Here is a 16,089-nt window from a genome sequence, read left to right as displayed (position 1 = left end):
AGAAATATTACGAAATTATGGCATTAACAGCGCCAAAATCAAAATGTTGCAAAAGTAATGATTTCTTATAATTGTTCACTAGTTTTCCCAAATCTTCTTTCTCTATTTTGATACAAGTAGATGCATTCAAATAGATGTTCCCTAGAAAATTCCGGCCACATAATAGGCAGAAAAAAGAGTTCGGTATAGGCAAGTTGCCACAACATATAGTTGCTAATGCGTTGCTCACCGCTCGTTCTAATCATCATCTCCGGGTCGGGGATCGCTTTGTTATACAGATTTTCGCTGAACGTTTGCTCGTTAATGTCCTCAAGACTTAACTCGCCCGATTGTACTTTTTGAGCAATTGCTTTTGTCGCATCTAAGATTTCTTGGCGAGATCCATAACTTAAAGCTAATGTTAGTGTACAGCCACTGTTATCTTTGGTTTGGTCTATCGTGCTCTGCAAGGTTACTTGGCAATGCGGCGGTAGGTCTGCCATGCGGCCAATCGTGTTCACACGGATATTGTTTTTCTGAAAGGTAGGTAACTCTTTATTCAAGGAGTCTACTAGCAATTCCATTAGGGCATCGACTTCAAATTGTGGTCTGTTCCAATTTTCCGTAGAAAAAGCATATAAAGTAAGGTACGAAATACCAATTTCTACAGCGGCTTCTAGGGCTTCGCGTACCGCAGTGACACCATTTCGGTGACCAAATACGCGTAGCTCGCCTTTCTCCTTCGCCCAGCGGCCATTACCATCCATAATGATGGCGATATGCTTGGGTAGGTTTGATTTGTCTATATTTTCTTTATAGTCCATTTCTTAATTTACATTTAACGATTCACAAGCTCCGCGCTTTTCGAACCGTTGGGACTCATTTTTATATTGCCTACGAAAACGCAACCCTCTCATAAAGAGCTGGAAAACAATTTGCGACCAATAAAGATGAGGGTGTTTCGTTGTCTGATTGATGAGGTAGCGAGGAGGCAAAAACAACATGCGCCCGAACAGATGCTGGGTGATCTAAGTTGCTGGTAGTGCTGTAAAATTCTACAGTATAAGCCTCTCGTGGTTTCAAAGTCTGACAAATTTTCGTAAAGATACAGGTTTTACAGCAATCCTAACACTTAAAATAACGTTAAAAGCAGGTTAAGCTAATAATTAGTAGTTGCGGACGTCGATGCCCCAAAGTAATTTTTCACGCAAAATGCCAAAATATTGATCATCTTTTAGACGGATCAGGTTAACGTGATACGGCGCTTTGGTAATCAGTAGACTAGTCTTTGTTGATAGGGTATAACTTTTTGAATCGCAGCTTACGATATACTTCTCCGTACGGCTCTCAATGTTCAGGCGAAGCTCCATATCTTCCGAAACAACAATAGGGCGAACATTTAAATTATGGGGAGATACCGGCGTGATAACAAAGTTGCCACTGCCGGGCATGATAATGGGGCCACCACAACTTAAAGAGTAGGCGGTTGATCCGGTTGGCGTTGCAATGATTAATCCGTCGGACCAATAGCTGTTCAACAGTTCGCCATTCAAAACGGCATGCACAGTAATCATCGCTGAGGAATCATAACGGAACACCGTAATATCATTTAGAGCATTGGAAACTCCGGCTTTTATGGTGCCGTCAGAGCTTTCCACTTGTAACAAAGCACGCGGTTGAACAGTATATTGATTGTTTAGAATCTGGTCTAATGCCTCTTCAATTTTATTCTTCGAAATGTTCGCCAGAAAACCCAAGCGTCCGAAATTGATACCGGCAATGGGAATTCCCGAATCGCCAATGAGGGTTGCAGCAGAAAGCATGGTGCCATCGCCTCCCAAACTGAGCATAAAAGAGATGTCCTTAGGTAAGTCCTTGTGTGTCTTGAACTTCTTGAACTTAAAATCTACTTTGCACAGCTTTTTTAAGAAGGTATGGAAATCTTGGTAGATATAAACCTGAACATTTCTTTCGCGTAAATAGGTGAAAAGTTCCACAACGTATCCAATGACCGATTGATTGAACTCACGCCCATACACCGCTATTGACAGTTCTTTCATGCTATAAGTAATCGTTTATTTTTTTCAAAGATGGGAAAATCTCTGAAATTATATGTTCAAATAGTTCATTAAAAGGTTGTATCGCTCTTGAATGTCGTTCTGATCGGTACCATCATTAAACGATGCTTTCACCACATAATCATGTCGCCATAGCGATGCCAGAACCGACGAGATATTGTTCTTGTTCACCTTGATGGTAAGTTCCACCTTGGTCGAGTTCTCGATCGGGCGAACCCCGGTATTCAATATCTTCGTATTTTCCGATTCGATGATATGCGCAACATGCGTAAGTGAATTATCGCGGTCTTCCATTTCTAAAACAATGATCGCACCTTTCTCCTGGTTAGAGATCGTCTGATTGATTGCGCGCAACAAGTCTGTCTGCGTCACTGCACCAACATATTGATTCTGTTTGTTGAGGACCGGTAAAATATCGTACTGATAAGTCTCCAGATATTGAAGCGCATCGTAGATATGCTGATAGTCGTATAGATAGATGAAAGGTAGGGTGATTTTAACTTCGGAAATCAAATCGCTTTCATCTTCTACCGAAAGCAGATCCTCCTCAGTCAGCAGGCCATGGTATTCTTTGCCCTTCACGACAGGTAATTGGTGAAAATGCAATTCATTAACCTTGTTTAAGGCAAAATCCACCGTGTCGGATGGCCTAAGTTCGGTATAAAGAGTTGTTATGATTTCGCCAATGAACATATATCGTTTTATATATTAAATAGAATTTAGACCAAAAGGTTTAATTCTTCTTTAAAATACGCTTTAAGCTAAGGTAGGCAAAAAATACAATTTCGGATAAAATAAATAGATGTTTTACGCTACTTTAAACTATTTGTGTAATTTTACCCTACTTTAAAAGAGGGGTTATTATATGGGCTTACTAGAGAAAGAGAAGTTTATAAAAATCAGGGAAGTCATACATAAGAAAAGTCCAACATTAGCCAAATGGATCCCTAAGCCGTTAATCAGCTATTTGGAGCGTGTCATCCACGAAGACGAAATCAATTACATTATGACCACATATCATGATGATATGGGCTTAGACTTCGTAGATTCTTTGTTGAACGAACTTGACGTTAAAGTACATTTAGAAGGTGCAGAGAATATTCCATTAGAAGATAGCGTGATCTTCGCTTCAAACCATCCATTGGGAGGGCTTGACGGTGTAGCCTTCATGCAGGCGATCGGAAAGTATAGAAAAGACGTCAAATTCCTCGTCAATGATATACTAATGAATGTGCGAAACCTAGAACCTCTTTTTGTGCCCGTAAATAAATTAGGCGGACAGAGTAAATCGGGTATTGCCGCCATTGAGAATGCCTATGCATCCGACCATGCGCTCTTAGTTTTTCCTGCCGGCTTGGTTTCCAGGAAGATAAACGGTAAGATCGTTGATTTGGAATGGAAGAAAAGCTTCATCTCGAAAGCTAAGAAATATAAAAAAGACATCGTACCTGTCTATATTGATGGAAGAAATTCTAACTTTTTCTACAATTTGGCTCGATTTAGGAATAAAGTAGGATTAAAAGCTAATATTGAAATGTTATATTTACCTGACGAGCTATTCTCGCAACGCGGTAAAGACATCACCATTAAGATAGGCAAGCGAATTCCTTATTCGCAATTTGATAACAGTAAAAATGAACGCCAATGGGCAGCGGAAGTCAAAGAGACCGTGTATGCCATGTCCGGAGGTAAAAAATAATTTATGCAAGAAATAATTGAACCAGTAGATAGAGCATTGATTAAAGCTGAGTTAACTAAGGAGGCTTTCGTGCGCTATACTAACAATGGGAATAATGAGGTTTACCTAGTCAATTACCACAACTCACCCAACATTATGCGTGAGATTGGGCGATTGCGTGAGATAACCTTTAGAGGTGCTGGAGGTGGTACGGGATTGCCTTTAGATATTGATGAAAATGATACCTGCGAACATAACTATGATCAGTTAATCGCTTGGAACCCTGAGGATGAAGAAATAATAGCTGGCTACCGCGTTATCAAATGTGCTGATGCGATCGATAGTAACGGTGAGTTCCACTTATCAACCGCTCATTACTTCGAGTTCTCGGATAAGTTTGTAAAAGATTACTTACCTTATACGTTAGAATTAGGGCGCTCTTGGGTGCAACCTAAGTATCAGCCTGCCATCGACAACCGCAAAGGAATTTTTTCCTTAGATAATTTATGGGATGGATTAGGAGCCGTCGTATTGATGAACCCCGACGTGAAATACCTTTTCGGTAAAGTGACGATGTATCCGCAGTATAATGAGGAAGCACGTGATTTACTGATCTACTTCATGAACTACTATTTCCCGGATAAGGACAACCTAGTAAAACCTGTCGATGAGCTTTACCTAGGCTATAAAACGGATATCTCTAAACACGAAGGCATCTTCGACGGATTAGACTATAAAGCGGGGTATAAAGTGTTGAACACCAAAGTTAGAGAGCTTGGAGAGAACATCCCTCCATTGATCAATACCTATATGAACCTGTCGCCAACGATGCGTGTTTTCGGCACTGCCAGAAACAATGAATTCGGAGAGGTTGAAGAAACCGGAATTATGATTATCCTCGATGATATCTACCCGGCAAAAAAAGAAAGACACATGAGTACCTTCGAGCGCGACCGCGAATTCGGAAGCCGTAAGATAGAAGGAAAATAACATACGATTCATAAAACGAGCTAAAAAATAGCGCAATGATGAAGATCATTGCGCTATTTTTTTTGTTCCCCATAAGGATATAGCAGAATCCTACCTTGATTAGATCTGCTTTTGCTTAAAGCCCTTTCATAACCCTTTATTACCCCATTCATACCCCAATCAAACCCAATTCCAATTGGGTTTGATTGGGGTATAAATGGGGTAGTATTTAGTAGTCTTAGATATTAGATGTTAGACATTAGACATAAGAGTATTGGGGTTGTTTTGAACCAGGAAAGGAAGGATAAAAGGATTTACAGGATCTTGCTAATCTTTTCATCCTTCCTTTCCTGGTTCAAAACAAACCCTCTTATCTAAACCAACGGTTCAGACAATATTCTAATTCTTTTTTACCCGCTACAGGTCTAAAATCTAATATCTAATGTCTAAAATCTAATCCAACGCCATTTCCACATGCGGAATATCATCTTCCAAGTACACATCGCTTTCTCTGACGAAACCGAGGTTTTCGTAGAAAGTTTGGAGGTATAATTGTGCGCTGATGCGGATAGTGTGTTTGGGGTAGGTGTTTTTCTGATATTGAATTGCTTCTTTCATCAGTTGTTGTCCGAGTTGTTGTTTTCGGAAGTTGGGATGTACGACTACGCGGCCGATGGAACTGCAGTTGGGGTAGGAGACATCGGGGGGTAGAAGGCGCGCATAGGCGGCGCATTGGTCTTGTTCCATGAGGAACAAGTGTTTTGATTTTAAGTCTTTATCATCACATTCAGGATAGAGGCAGTTTTGCTCGAGCATAAATACATCTATCCTGACCTGTAGAATTCGGTAGAGTTCCTTGGCGCTTAAGTCGTCAAACGATTTGATTACCCAATTCATCGATGATAATTTTCTTTAGCTAAGCAATGATTTCACAACTTCAGAGATCGTGCGACCGTCTGCCTGTCCGGCTAGTTTTTGGTTGGCTAAGCCCATTACTTTACCCATATCCTTGATGGAAGCAGCACCGGTTTCCGCGATGATGCCTTTAATAACTTCTTCGATTGCAGCGCGATCTAATTGCTTAGGAAGGTAGCTTTCGATTACCTCTTGCTCTTCTACTTCGATTTGGTATAAGTCTTCTCGGTTTTGTTGTTGATAAATCTCTGCAGACTCTTTGCGTTGTTTTACTAATTTCTGCAATACTTTGATCTCGGTTTCTTCGGTCATCTCGTCAGCACCGCCTTTTTCAGTTTTTGCTAATAGAATCGCTGCTTTAATAGCTCGTAAGCCTCTAAGTTTTGCGTTGTCTTTAGCGATCATAGCCGCTTTAATATCTTGATTGATCTGTGTTTCTAATGACATATTATTTTGAATTTGATCTGTTTATAATAGTTCCTGTTGCTTGTACGGTTGGCATCACCAATAAATCATTGATGTTGACATGAGCCGGGCGGTTTAATGCAAAGACAATGATCTCTGCAATGTCCTGTCCGCTCAACGGTGTTACCCCTTGGTAAACGGCTTTTGCACGGTCAGCATCGCCATGGAATCGAACTTCGGAGAATTCCGTTTCCACCATGCCGGGATTGATTGCCGTAACTTTAATGCCCTTCGGCAATAAATCGATGCGCATCGCTTTATTCAAAGCATCAACCGCATGTTTTGTCGCACAATAGACATTTCCATTCGGATAAACTTCTTTGCCTGCAATAGAGCCCAAGTTGATGATGTGTGCCTGCTGGCTGCCTTCCATCATCGGTACGACATTGCGCGTGACGTAGAGCAGGCCTTTAACGTTGGTGTCGATCATACGGTCCCAATCACCGATATCTCCGCTTTGAATCGGGTCTAATCCTTGGCTTAGTCCTGCATTATTAATCAGAACGTCGATGTTTTTCCATTCCGCCGGGATGTTGGACAGCGTTGTCTCTACTTCATCCGCGTTGCGAACGTCGAGTTTAAAGCTATGGACCTCGCAAGAAGGATTGATTTGTTTGATTTTGGAAGTTAACTCCTCTAGGCGATCGACACGGCGCGCACACAGTAGGAGGCGATAGTTTGTGTCTTTTGCCAACTCTAAAGCACATGCTGCACCAATTCCGGAGCTGGCCCCTGTGATTAATACTGTTCTCATTGGCCTTGATTATTTATTTTAAGCGTTTAGCTATTTATTACATTCATAGATGGTGCAGAATCCGAAAGTCTGCGGACGAACGTTGCAAGATGCAAAACCTACTTTATCGGTAATAGCAGCAAAGCGTTGCCCATCGGGGAACTTCGCTACAGATTCCGGAAGGTATTCATATGCACGGTTGTCTTTCGAGATCACTTTCCCCATTGCTGGAACAACTTTATGGAAGTAAAAGTTGAACAATTGTTTGATAGGGAATGCCGTTGGGTTTGATAATTCCAAGATGATCGCTTTACCGCCTGGTTTTAAGACTCTGCGGATGTCTGAAAGTCCTTGTTCCAGGTTTTCAAAGTTACGCACTCCGAAGGCTACTGTCACGGCATCAAAGGTGTTGTCGTCAAACGGAAGGCTCTCGGAGTCGCCTAAGCGTACTTCGAATTGGCTTTCCACGCCCTTTTTCTTTGCTTTCTCCGCTGCTACATCTAACATACCTTGTGAGATATCGACACCGATGATTTTCTTTGGATTGAGGATGCGGATCGACTCCAGTGCGAAGTCGCCTGTTCCCGTTGCTACGTCAAGAATCATTTGGGGTTGAAGAGGCTTTAATAGCTTGATCGCTTTTTTGCGCCAGATCGTATCGATACCCATCGTCATGAAGCGGTTCAATAGGTCGTAGGTCTTCGAAATGTTGTTGAACATATCGGCAACTTGTTCCTTTTTGCCGCCCTCTGGGTTATAAGGTTTTACAGTAGAAGCATCGTTTGACATAGGTGCAAAGATACAACAAAGTAAACAGAAAATTGCTTTTTCTACAGGACAAGTTTAAAGCGAAAGAAGACCTCAAAATGCCTAACTGCTTGAGTTTGAATTTGAAGTGTAAATAGGCTGCAAAATAGTGATAGAAGTCATTCCGTTGTCAAGCTTATTAACATCAGGGTAGGTTATCCACATTTCGTTAATTAATTGATAATGAGCTTGATTTTTCGTAAATTAACATATTGTCCACATCGGATGTGGAATACTAGGGGCTTAGTTTTCAAATCAGTAGCATGATTGTTGGAGCACCTATTTTGACTGTTTAAAACTTGTGGAAGGGGGCAGTTTTATTTTTCTTACATTTGTTACCCCGTCAGGAAACATCGAGCCGTAAAATTAAATTTGATATGTCCGTAGAAAACGAAAATTCAAACAATATGTCTAGCCAAGCTAGCCGTGCAAACTTTAACAAAAAGCGTACTAGCCTGAACAACTTAGTAAGTGGTTTGGGTAAACTGCCTCCTCAAGCTGTCGACTTGGAAGAAGCGGTACTGGGCGCGCTGATGTTGGAGAAAAATGCACTTAGTGAGGTCATTGATATCTTGAAACCGGATTCGTTTTACAAGGAGTCGCATCAGAAGATTTTTCAGGCAATCTATAACCTTTTTCAAAAGACTTCGCCAATCGATATTTTGACGGTTGTTGCGGAGCTTCGTCAAATGGGCGCACTGGAAATGGTTGGTGGTGCTTACTATATTACGCAGCTGACAGACAGAGTAGTTTCGGCGGCAAATATCGAATTCCACGCACGTATTATTTCTCAGAAATACATTCAAAGGGAATTGATTAAAGTGTCTACAGAGATCATCAATTCGTCTTATGATGAGACGAGTGATATCTTCGACTTGTTAGACCATGCGGAGAAGTCTTTATTTGATATTGCACAGAACAACTTACGCCGCGACTCGCGGAAAATGGATGATATCATGCGTGAGGCGATTTCCTCTTTGGAATTGTTGCGCGATCGTACTGATGGTTTAACGGGTATTCCTTCCGGGTTGACGGCATTAGACCGTATGACTTCGGGCTGGCAGCCTTCGGATTTAGTAATTATTGCGGCACGTCCGGCGATGGGTAAAACGGCGTTCGTATTATCCGTAGCGCGTAATGCTGCAGTAGACCACTCGCGACCTGTTGCGGTATTCTCGCTGGAGATGTCCTCGGTACAGTTGGTGAATCGTTTGATTGCCGGTGAGACGGAGATTGAACAGGAGAAGCTGAAGAAAGGTAATCTGGCGGATCATGAATGGCAGCAATTGCACTCTAGAATCGGCCGATTGACAGAAGCGCCGTTGATTATTGATGATACGCCTGCATTGAACGTTTTTGAGTTCCGGGCGAAGTGTCGTCGTTTGAAAGCGCAGTATGATATTCAGATGGTCATCGTCGATTACTTGCAGTTGATGCATGGTAAGAGCGAGGGCAAAGGCGGCGGTAACCGTGAGCAAGAGATCGGTAGTATCTCGCGTGCTTTGAAATCCGTAGCAAAAGAATTAAATATTCCGGTATTGGCCCTATCGCAGTTAAGTCGTGCGGTTGAGTCGCGTCCGGGTAACTCGAAGCGTCCGATGCTATCGGATTTACGTGAGTCGGGATCTATCGAGCAGGATGCGGATATGGTGTTGTTCCTTTACCGTCCGGAATACTACGGTATCACGGAAGACGAGGAGGGACGCCCTACAGCTGGTGTCGGTGAGGTTATCATCGCCAAACACCGTAACGGGGAAACCGGTATTGTACCATTGAAATTCGTTGGTAAGTATGTGAAGTTCGTCGATCTTGAAGATGACTTCGCAGGTATGGGCGGCGACAGCGGAAGCTTCTCCGATCTGCCTAGTGGCTTCGGCTCTGCCATGGCTCCATCCAATAGCTTCGATAACTTCGGCGGAGGTATTACCATGCCTTCCAGAATGAACGATATGCCGGATGATGCGCCATTTTAAGGTAGATGTTAGATATTAGATATTAGATATTAGACAACCTGCAGCAATGCAGGTTTTTTTGTTTTAAGAAGGAAATGGATTGTTTCTTTTTTTGGGGAGGAAAGTTTGTTTTGAACCAGGAAAGGAAGGATTTTAGGATGCTCAGGATCCTGTTTATCTTTTCATCCTTCCTTTCCTGGTTCAAAGACAATACGCCTATTCTTGCATCCTTCTTTTTTTCAAGACGATCCTGCCAATCTTTTCATCCTTCCTTTCCTGGTTCAAAGACAATTTAACCCCGTTAATCCAAACATCCTGATTATCCTTTCATCCTTTTTTTCCTGGTTCAAGGACACGGGTCTAACTACTAAGTACTAACTACTAAATACTATTTCTGAGTTTTTTTTCTTATTTTTGATTCCCCCTTAGTAGAGGCTATACATAAGTTAAAATTAGGAGACAATTTTGGATTTTTTAGCAGGATTAAATCCCTCACAGCGGGCTGCCGTAGAACAAACAGAAGGACCAGTCATGATTGTTGCTGGTGCCGGATCAGGGAAAACACGCGTAATTACATATAGAGTTGCACACCTTATTCAAAAGGGTGTCGATCCTTTTAATATATTGGTGCTTACCTTTACCAACAAGGCCGCGAAGGAGATGCGCGAGCGTATTATGAAGGTCGTTGGGTCGGAAGCAAAGAATATTTGGATGGGAACTTTCCACTCGGTGTTCGCTCGTATTTTGCGAGTGGAGGCGGAGTTGATCGGGTATCCGCGTAATTTTACGATCTACGATACGGATGATACGAAGAGCTTGTTACGTTCGATTCTAAAAGAGATGAATTTGGATGATAAGCTATACAATGTAAATCATGTATACGGTCGTATCTCATCGGCTAAGAACAACTTGATCTCGCCTCAGGAGTATAATAAAAACGAAGCGATCAAGGCTGAGGATATTTCCAATGGTAGACCTCAGATGGGTGAAATCTATATGACTTATGCACAGCGCTGCTACCGCGCGGGAGCAATGGATTTCGATGATTTGTTGTTCAAGACGAATGTGCTTTTGAATAAGTATCCGGAGGTACTCCATAAATATCAGCATCAGTTCAGATACTTGATGGTGGATGAGTATCAGGATACCAACTTCTCTCAGTACTTGATCGTAAAACGACTAGCTGCGGTGAATGAGAATATCTGTGTGGTGGGTGATGATGCGCAAAGTATCTACGCCTTCCGCGGTGCTAATATTCAGAACATCTTGAACTTTCAAAAGGATTATCCGGATGTGAAGGTTTTCAAGTTGGAGCAGAATTACCGTTCGACCAAGATGATCGTGAATGCGGCAAACAGTATCATTGCAAATAATAAGAATCAGTTAGAAAAGAATGTCTTTTCGGATAACGAAGAAGGCGAAAAGATAAAAGTTACTCGTGCTTTTTCGGATAATGAGGAGGGAAAGATCGTTGCAGAGGGCATTTCGCAAGAAAAGGCGCTGAAAGGATTGAAATATAAGGATTTCTCGATTCTATATCGTACGAATGCGCAGTCACGTTCCTTGGAGGAGGCCCTGCGTAAATTAGGAATCCCTTATAAGTTATACGGGGGTACTTCGTTCTACCAACGTAAAGAGATCAAGGATTTAATTGCCTATTTCCGTCTGACGTTTAACCCGAACGATGAAGAGGCATTGAAGCGAGTGATCAACTATCCGAGGCGCGGAATTGGTGATACGACAGTCGATCGTATCATGGTCGTTGCGGATCAGCAGCAAGTACGCTTATGGGATGTTGTTGCTAATGCGCAGATGTTCTTAGATGGCCGTAGCGCTGCTTCTGTCGGCAACTTCGGGACGATGATTCAAAGCTTTCAGGCTTTAGCAAAGTCGAATTCGGCTTTCGATACAGCGATGCATATTGCTCAGCATTCGGGGATCCTGAAAGAACTATATGAGGATAAATCCGTTGAAGGTTTAAGTCGTTACGAGAATATTCAAGAGCTATTAAACGGTATCAAAGAATTCTCGGAACGAGAAGATTTAGAGGAAAAGGGATTGGATATCTTTATGCAGGATATCGCCCTCTTAACTAATGATGATAATGATAAGGATCCGAATGCGGATACCGTATCTTTAATGACGATCCACTCGTCTAAAGGATTGGAATTTCCAGTGGTATTCATCGTAGGTTTGGAAGAAAATCTTTTTCCATCACAGCTTTCTTTGAATTCGCGTACGGAGTTGGAAGAGGAGCGACGTTTGTTCTATGTGGCCGTGACGCGTGCTGAGAAGAAGTTATTCCTATCCTACGCGACATCACGCTATCGTTGGGGAACCTTGAACAACTGCGAACCGAGTCGTTTCTTGGATGAATTGAACCCGGCCTGTTTAGATCTGGATTTTAAACCTAGATTGAACACGGGAGGTGGATCCGACGACTTTACTTCGGAACGTGTTACCTGGCAGCGAAAAGAATCGTCGGGTGATGTATTCTCGAAGCCAAAGCCAAAGGTTGTGAAAACAACGTCTATTCTTCCTAAAGCGCACGTGCCGACGGCAGGTTTTGCGCCATCGGATACGTCAGGATTGCAAGTTGGAATGGAAGTTGAGCATGAACGTTTCGGATTTGGTAAAGTAATCAATCTAGAAGGGAATAAGCCAGACATAAAAGCAACTATTTTCTTCAAGGAGTTGGGACAGAAGCAATTGTTGCTTAAATTTGCGAAACTTAGAATATTAGAATAATTCGTATATTACATTCAAAATAAAAAGACTCCAGCTGAGGAGTCAATACAATAACATATGATTTTTGATTATAACAGTACAAGACCTAAGCTGATCCTAGCTGAATATGGTAGAAACGTACAAAATATGGTGGATTATATCTGCACCCTATCAGATCGTGAAGAAAGAAACCGCCTAGCACAAGTCGTTATCGACATGATGGGTGTGCTGAACCCGCATCTTCGTGATGTCTCTGACTTTAAACATAAACTTTGGGATCACCTTTATATTATTTCGGACTTTAAGATCGATGTGGACTCTCCATATCCAATTCCGAAGAAAGAAGAAATTCATCATAAGCCACAAACGCTTCAATATCCTAATCACCCCATCCGTTTTAAACATTACGGACATACTGTGGAGGAAATGATCAAGAAAGCGAAGGCTCTTCCTAATGAGGAAGCACGCGTGAAAATGACAATTGGTATTGCGAATTTCATGAAGATGGCTTACTTGACATGGAATAAAGATTCTGTATCCGATGATCAGATCCTAGAAGATTTGAAGACTCTATCGCAAGGCGAATTAGCTTTACCTGCAGATACCGTGTTGACGAAATTAGATTTCAAAACGCCGCCTCCGGGAAGTCGTGTTAAGACAGGAAGTGATAATCGAAGCAACAATAATCAAGGTTCGCATTCCAAAGGAAAGGGCTCTTTCCAACGTAATGACAATAATAAAGGAAGAACCTTCAACAACAATAACAACAACAATAAGCAGAATATTAAACGTAAAAAATAAAACAACATTCATAAACAGAGAAAAGCAATGGTTAGAATATAAATGACGATTGCTTTTTTGTTTTTGTAAGACTATACTATGAACGCATTTGAAATCCGTGGTGGAAAGCCATTAAAAGGTGAGATTGTACCTCAGGGCGCTAAAAACGAAGCGCTTCAGATTATCTCTGCAGTATTATTGACAGCGGAAAAGATGACCATCAGTAATATTCCAGATATTAAAGATGTAAATAAATTGATCGACTTACTTATCGCTTTAGGCGTAAAAGTAAATCGTGTCAATGAGGATACGTATGAGTTTGAAGCGAGCGACATCAATATTGATTATTTCCAATCGGAGGAGTTTAAACGTAAAGGCGGTAGCTTGCGCGGGTCGATCATGATTGTTGGGCCTTTGTTAGCTCGTTTTGGTAAAGCAGCAATTCCTAAACCAGGTGGTGACAAAATCGGTCGCCGTCGATTAGATACTCACTTTCTTGGATTTGAGAAATTAGGTGCAAAGTTCGTTTATGACGCTGAAAAGCATTTCTTCAATGTGGATGCAACAGAGCTAAAAGGAACATACATCCTGTTAGATGAAGCATCAGTGACCGGTACTGCAAATATAGTAATGGCAGCAGTATTGGCTAAAGGTACAACAACGATCTACAATGCTGCCTGTGAGCCATACTTGCAACAGTTGTGCAAGATGTTGAACCGTATGGGGGCAAAGATCTCTGGTATTGGTTCTAACCTGTTAACGATTGAAGGCGTTGAGACATTAGGTGGTACTGAACATCGCATGTTGCCGGATATGATTGAAATTGGTTCTTTCATCGGATTAGCAGCCATGACAGGTTCTGAGATTACAATTAAGAATGTATGCTTCAATGAACTTGGAATTATTCCTACGGTTTTTTCTCGTTTGGGTATTAAGTTTGAGTTGCGTGGCGACGATATTTATATTCCTGCTCAAGATAGTTACGAAATCGATACATTCATTGATGGATCCATTCTTACTATTTCGGATGCCCCATGGCCTGGTTTTACTCCCGATTTATTAAGTATTGTATTGGTAACTGCTATTCAAGCGAAAGGAAACGTGTTGATTCATCAGAAGATGTTCGAAAGTCGTTTATTCTTCGTTGATAAGTTGATCGATATGGGGGCTCAGATTATCCTTTGTGACCCACATAGAGCTACTGTAATTGGTTTAAACAAACAACAACATTTGCGTGGTATTGAGATGACGTCGCCAGACATCCGTGCGGGAGTTTCCTTATTGATTGCTGCTCTATCAGCACAAGGAAAGTCGGTAATCTATAATATTGAGCAAATTGAACGTGGTTATCAGCATATCGAGGAGCGCTTGAAAGCGCTAGGGGCAGATATCCGACGTATTGATGCACAGCCTTTAGGCCACTAGTCTAATTGTCTGTAAATTGTTAAATTCCCTCACGATATTTGGAAAGATTTAGCAACAAACTATTTTTGTATCAAATTTTAATGTTTAAACAAATAAAATGAAAAAAATCACTTTACTTTCAGCGATCGCAGGATTAGTTCTTGCTTCATGCGCTGGAAACCCAGAAGGTAAAAAGGCAGAAACAACAGATTCAGTTGTAGCGACTACAGATTCAGTAGCAGTTGCTGGTGAAGCTTATACTGTAGATACCGCAGAGTCTAAAGTAGTTTGGACTGGTACAAAAGTATCTGGCAAACACACAGGAACTGTAGATGTTAAATCTGGTTCAATCAATGTTGAAAACGGAACAGTTACTGGTGGTAACTTTGTTTTAGATATGAACACAATCAGTGCAACTGACTTAGAAGGTGAGTACAAAGAGAAATTGGATGGTCACTTAAAAGCTGATGATTTCTTCGCGGTAGCAACTCATCCTGAAGCTTCTTTCGTTATTACTGAAGTTAAAGCTGGAGCAACTGCTGGTGATTTAGTAGTATCAGGTAACTTAACTATCAAAGGTATCAGCAAAAACATCACTTTCGATGCCAAAGTTGTTGAAGCTACTGATGCTGCAGTTAAAGCTACTGCAAACTTCAATATTGCAAGAGCTGACTGGGGAGTAAATTACGAAGGTAAATCTGATGATTTAATCTCTAAAGAAGTAAACTTTGATATTACTTTAGTAGCAAAGAAATAATATTCTATTTTAGTTTTTCGAAGCCTCCGGTCAATGATCGGAGGCTTTTTTTATTATGATATGTCACTTGCCGCAAGCGATCATGAGCTTCCATATCTTTTGAGGTATCAATGGAGACAATAAAGTTTTATGCACTAACTGCTCTCATAGCATCGTAAATGTGTAATTTTGCAAACATGAAGATTAGCCTGATTTGCATCGGAAAAACAGATGATAAATATATCGAGCAGGGGATAGAGGTCTATACCAAGCGCTTGAAGCATTATTGTAACTTTCAGATTATTGTGATTCCAGACATCAAAAATGCTAAGAATCTAAGTGAAGCTCAGCAGAAGGAGAAGGAAGCGCAGCTAATCTTGAAAAACATTTCCAACCAAGATTACGTTATGTTATTAGATGAGCGGGGGAAGATGTATAGTTCCATTGAATTTTCCGGCTTTCTGGAAAAGCAAATGCTCTCGAGTGTTTCACATATTGTGTTGGTGATCGGAGGGCCATACGGCTTTGATCAGCAGGTTTATGATCGGGCTAATGGAAAGCTATCGCTATCCAAAATGACATTCTCGCATCAGATGGTGAGGTTGTTTTTCGTGGAACAATTGTATAGAGCGCATACGATTATGCGTGGAGAACCCTATCATCATGAATAATTTTATGTAATTTTAATATGAATTGCATCTTATAATAAAGAAGGAGGATAAAATGGATTTAGATAAGTTTAAGAGAGATTATAAATACAAAAGTCAAGAAGGGGCGCATGGCACTGATATGAATAAATGGATTATCATTATTGGTGGTGCTCTTGTAATCTTACTCGCTTATATATTCAGTTAAGAGCATGTTGA

15 protein-coding genes are annotated in these 16,089 nt (G+C 41.3%); 8 read left to right on the top strand and 7 right to left on the bottom strand.

The window, feature by feature from the left end:
- Window positions 1-65: 65 nt before the first annotated feature.
- The 3 genes from B2400_RS06880 to B2400_RS06870 all read right to left on the bottom strand — a co-directional run bounded on the left by B2400_RS06880 (window position 66) and on the right by B2400_RS06870 (window position 2,750).
- On the bottom strand, window positions 66-803 hold the full coding sequence (locus B2400_RS06880) for an isoprenyl transferase (protein WP_293932060.1): 738 nt from the start codon (window positions 801-803) through the stop codon (window positions 66-68).
- Between the two features lie 342 nt (window positions 804-1,145).
- Window positions 1,146-2,039 carry an NAD kinase gene (locus B2400_RS06875; protein WP_311201656.1) on the bottom strand — a complete coding sequence of 298 codons (894 nt, stop codon included), beginning with the start codon at window positions 2,037-2,039 and terminating at the stop codon, window positions 1,146-1,148.
- 48 nt (window positions 2,040-2,087) lie between these two features.
- Complete coding sequence (locus B2400_RS06870) at window positions 2,088-2,750, bottom strand: CBS domain-containing protein (RefSeq protein ID WP_293932058.1); 663 nt, start codon at window positions 2,748-2,750, stop codon at window positions 2,088-2,090.
- A 172-nt stretch (window positions 2,751-2,922) separates the two neighbouring features.
- On the opposite strand from B2400_RS06870, the gene B2400_RS06865 reads away from it, so the two are divergent.
- Window positions 2,923-3,756, top strand: coding sequence for a 1-acyl-sn-glycerol-3-phosphate acyltransferase (locus tag B2400_RS06865; protein ID WP_149526787.1), 834 nt, complete (start codon window positions 2,923-2,925; stop codon window positions 3,754-3,756).
- A 3-nt stretch (window positions 3,757-3,759) separates the two neighbouring features.
- Entirely contained in the window at window positions 3,760-4,725 is a 966-nt protein-coding gene (locus B2400_RS06860) for a GNAT family N-acetyltransferase (protein WP_149526786.1), read from the top strand.
- A gap of 432 nt (window positions 4,726-5,157) precedes the next feature.
- Here B2400_RS06860 and B2400_RS06855 read toward each other — a convergent pair whose 3' ends face one another.
- The 4 genes from B2400_RS06855 to ubiE are packed head-to-tail and all read right to left on the bottom strand — an operon-like array spanning window position 5,158 to window position 7,606.
- Window positions 5,158-5,601, bottom strand: a complete 444-nt coding sequence (locus B2400_RS06855) for a GNAT family N-acetyltransferase (protein ID WP_293932055.1) — start codon at window positions 5,599-5,601, stop codon at window positions 5,158-5,160.
- Window positions 5,602-5,616: 15 nt separating this feature from the next.
- On the bottom strand, window positions 5,617-6,066 hold the full coding sequence (locus B2400_RS06850; protein ID WP_260040860.1) for a GatB/YqeY domain-containing protein: 450 nt from the start codon (window positions 6,064-6,066) through the stop codon (window positions 5,617-5,619).
- A gap of 1 nt (window position 6,067) precedes the next feature.
- On the bottom strand, window positions 6,068-6,838 hold the full coding sequence (locus B2400_RS06845) for an SDR family NAD(P)-dependent oxidoreductase (protein WP_293932052.1): 771 nt from the start codon (window positions 6,836-6,838) through the stop codon (window positions 6,068-6,070).
- A 30-nt stretch (window positions 6,839-6,868) separates the two neighbouring features.
- Window positions 6,869-7,606, bottom strand: a complete 738-nt coding sequence (gene ubiE / locus B2400_RS06840) for a bifunctional demethylmenaquinone methyltransferase/2-methoxy-6-polyprenyl-1,4-benzoquinol methylase UbiE (protein ID WP_293932050.1) — start codon at window positions 7,604-7,606, stop codon at window positions 6,869-6,871.
- 395 nt (window positions 7,607-8,001) lie between these two features.
- Between ubiE and dnaB the strand changes: the two genes are divergently transcribed.
- The 6 genes from dnaB (at window position 8,002) to rlmH (ending at window position 15,894) form a co-directional block, all read left to right on the top strand.
- Window positions 8,002-9,597, top strand: coding sequence for a replicative DNA helicase (gene dnaB / locus B2400_RS06835; RefSeq protein WP_149526781.1), 1,596 nt, complete (start codon window positions 8,002-8,004; stop codon window positions 9,595-9,597).
- 444 nt (window positions 9,598-10,041) lie between these two features.
- Entirely contained in the window at window positions 10,042-12,324 is a 2,283-nt protein-coding gene (locus B2400_RS06830) for an ATP-dependent helicase (RefSeq protein ID WP_293932047.1), read from the top strand.
- A 57-nt stretch (window positions 12,325-12,381) separates the two neighbouring features.
- On the top strand, window positions 12,382-13,104 hold the full coding sequence (locus B2400_RS06825) for a DUF4290 domain-containing protein (protein WP_149526779.1): 723 nt from the start codon (window positions 12,382-12,384) through the stop codon (window positions 13,102-13,104).
- Between the two features lie 78 nt (window positions 13,105-13,182).
- Complete coding sequence (gene murA / locus B2400_RS06820; RefSeq protein ID WP_293932045.1) at window positions 13,183-14,508, top strand: UDP-N-acetylglucosamine 1-carboxyvinyltransferase; 1,326 nt, start codon at window positions 13,183-13,185, stop codon at window positions 14,506-14,508.
- A gap of 97 nt (window positions 14,509-14,605) precedes the next feature.
- Window positions 14,606-15,244, top strand: a complete 639-nt coding sequence (locus B2400_RS06815; protein WP_149526777.1) for a YceI family protein — start codon at window positions 14,606-14,608, stop codon at window positions 15,242-15,244.
- Between the two features lie 176 nt (window positions 15,245-15,420).
- Window positions 15,421-15,894, top strand: a complete 474-nt coding sequence (gene rlmH / locus B2400_RS06810; RefSeq protein ID WP_149526776.1) for a 23S rRNA (pseudouridine(1915)-N(3))-methyltransferase RlmH — start codon at window positions 15,421-15,423, stop codon at window positions 15,892-15,894.
- Window positions 15,895-16,089: the final 195 nt, after the last annotated feature.

It is taken from the genome of Sphingobacterium sp. UBA6645 (assembly GCF_002455685.1).
In the GTDB taxonomy this organism is placed as follows: Bacteria; Bacteroidota; Bacteroidia; order Sphingobacteriales; family Sphingobacteriaceae; genus Sphingobacterium; species Sphingobacterium hotanense.
This window is presented reverse-complemented; position numbering and strand designations above follow the sequence as displayed.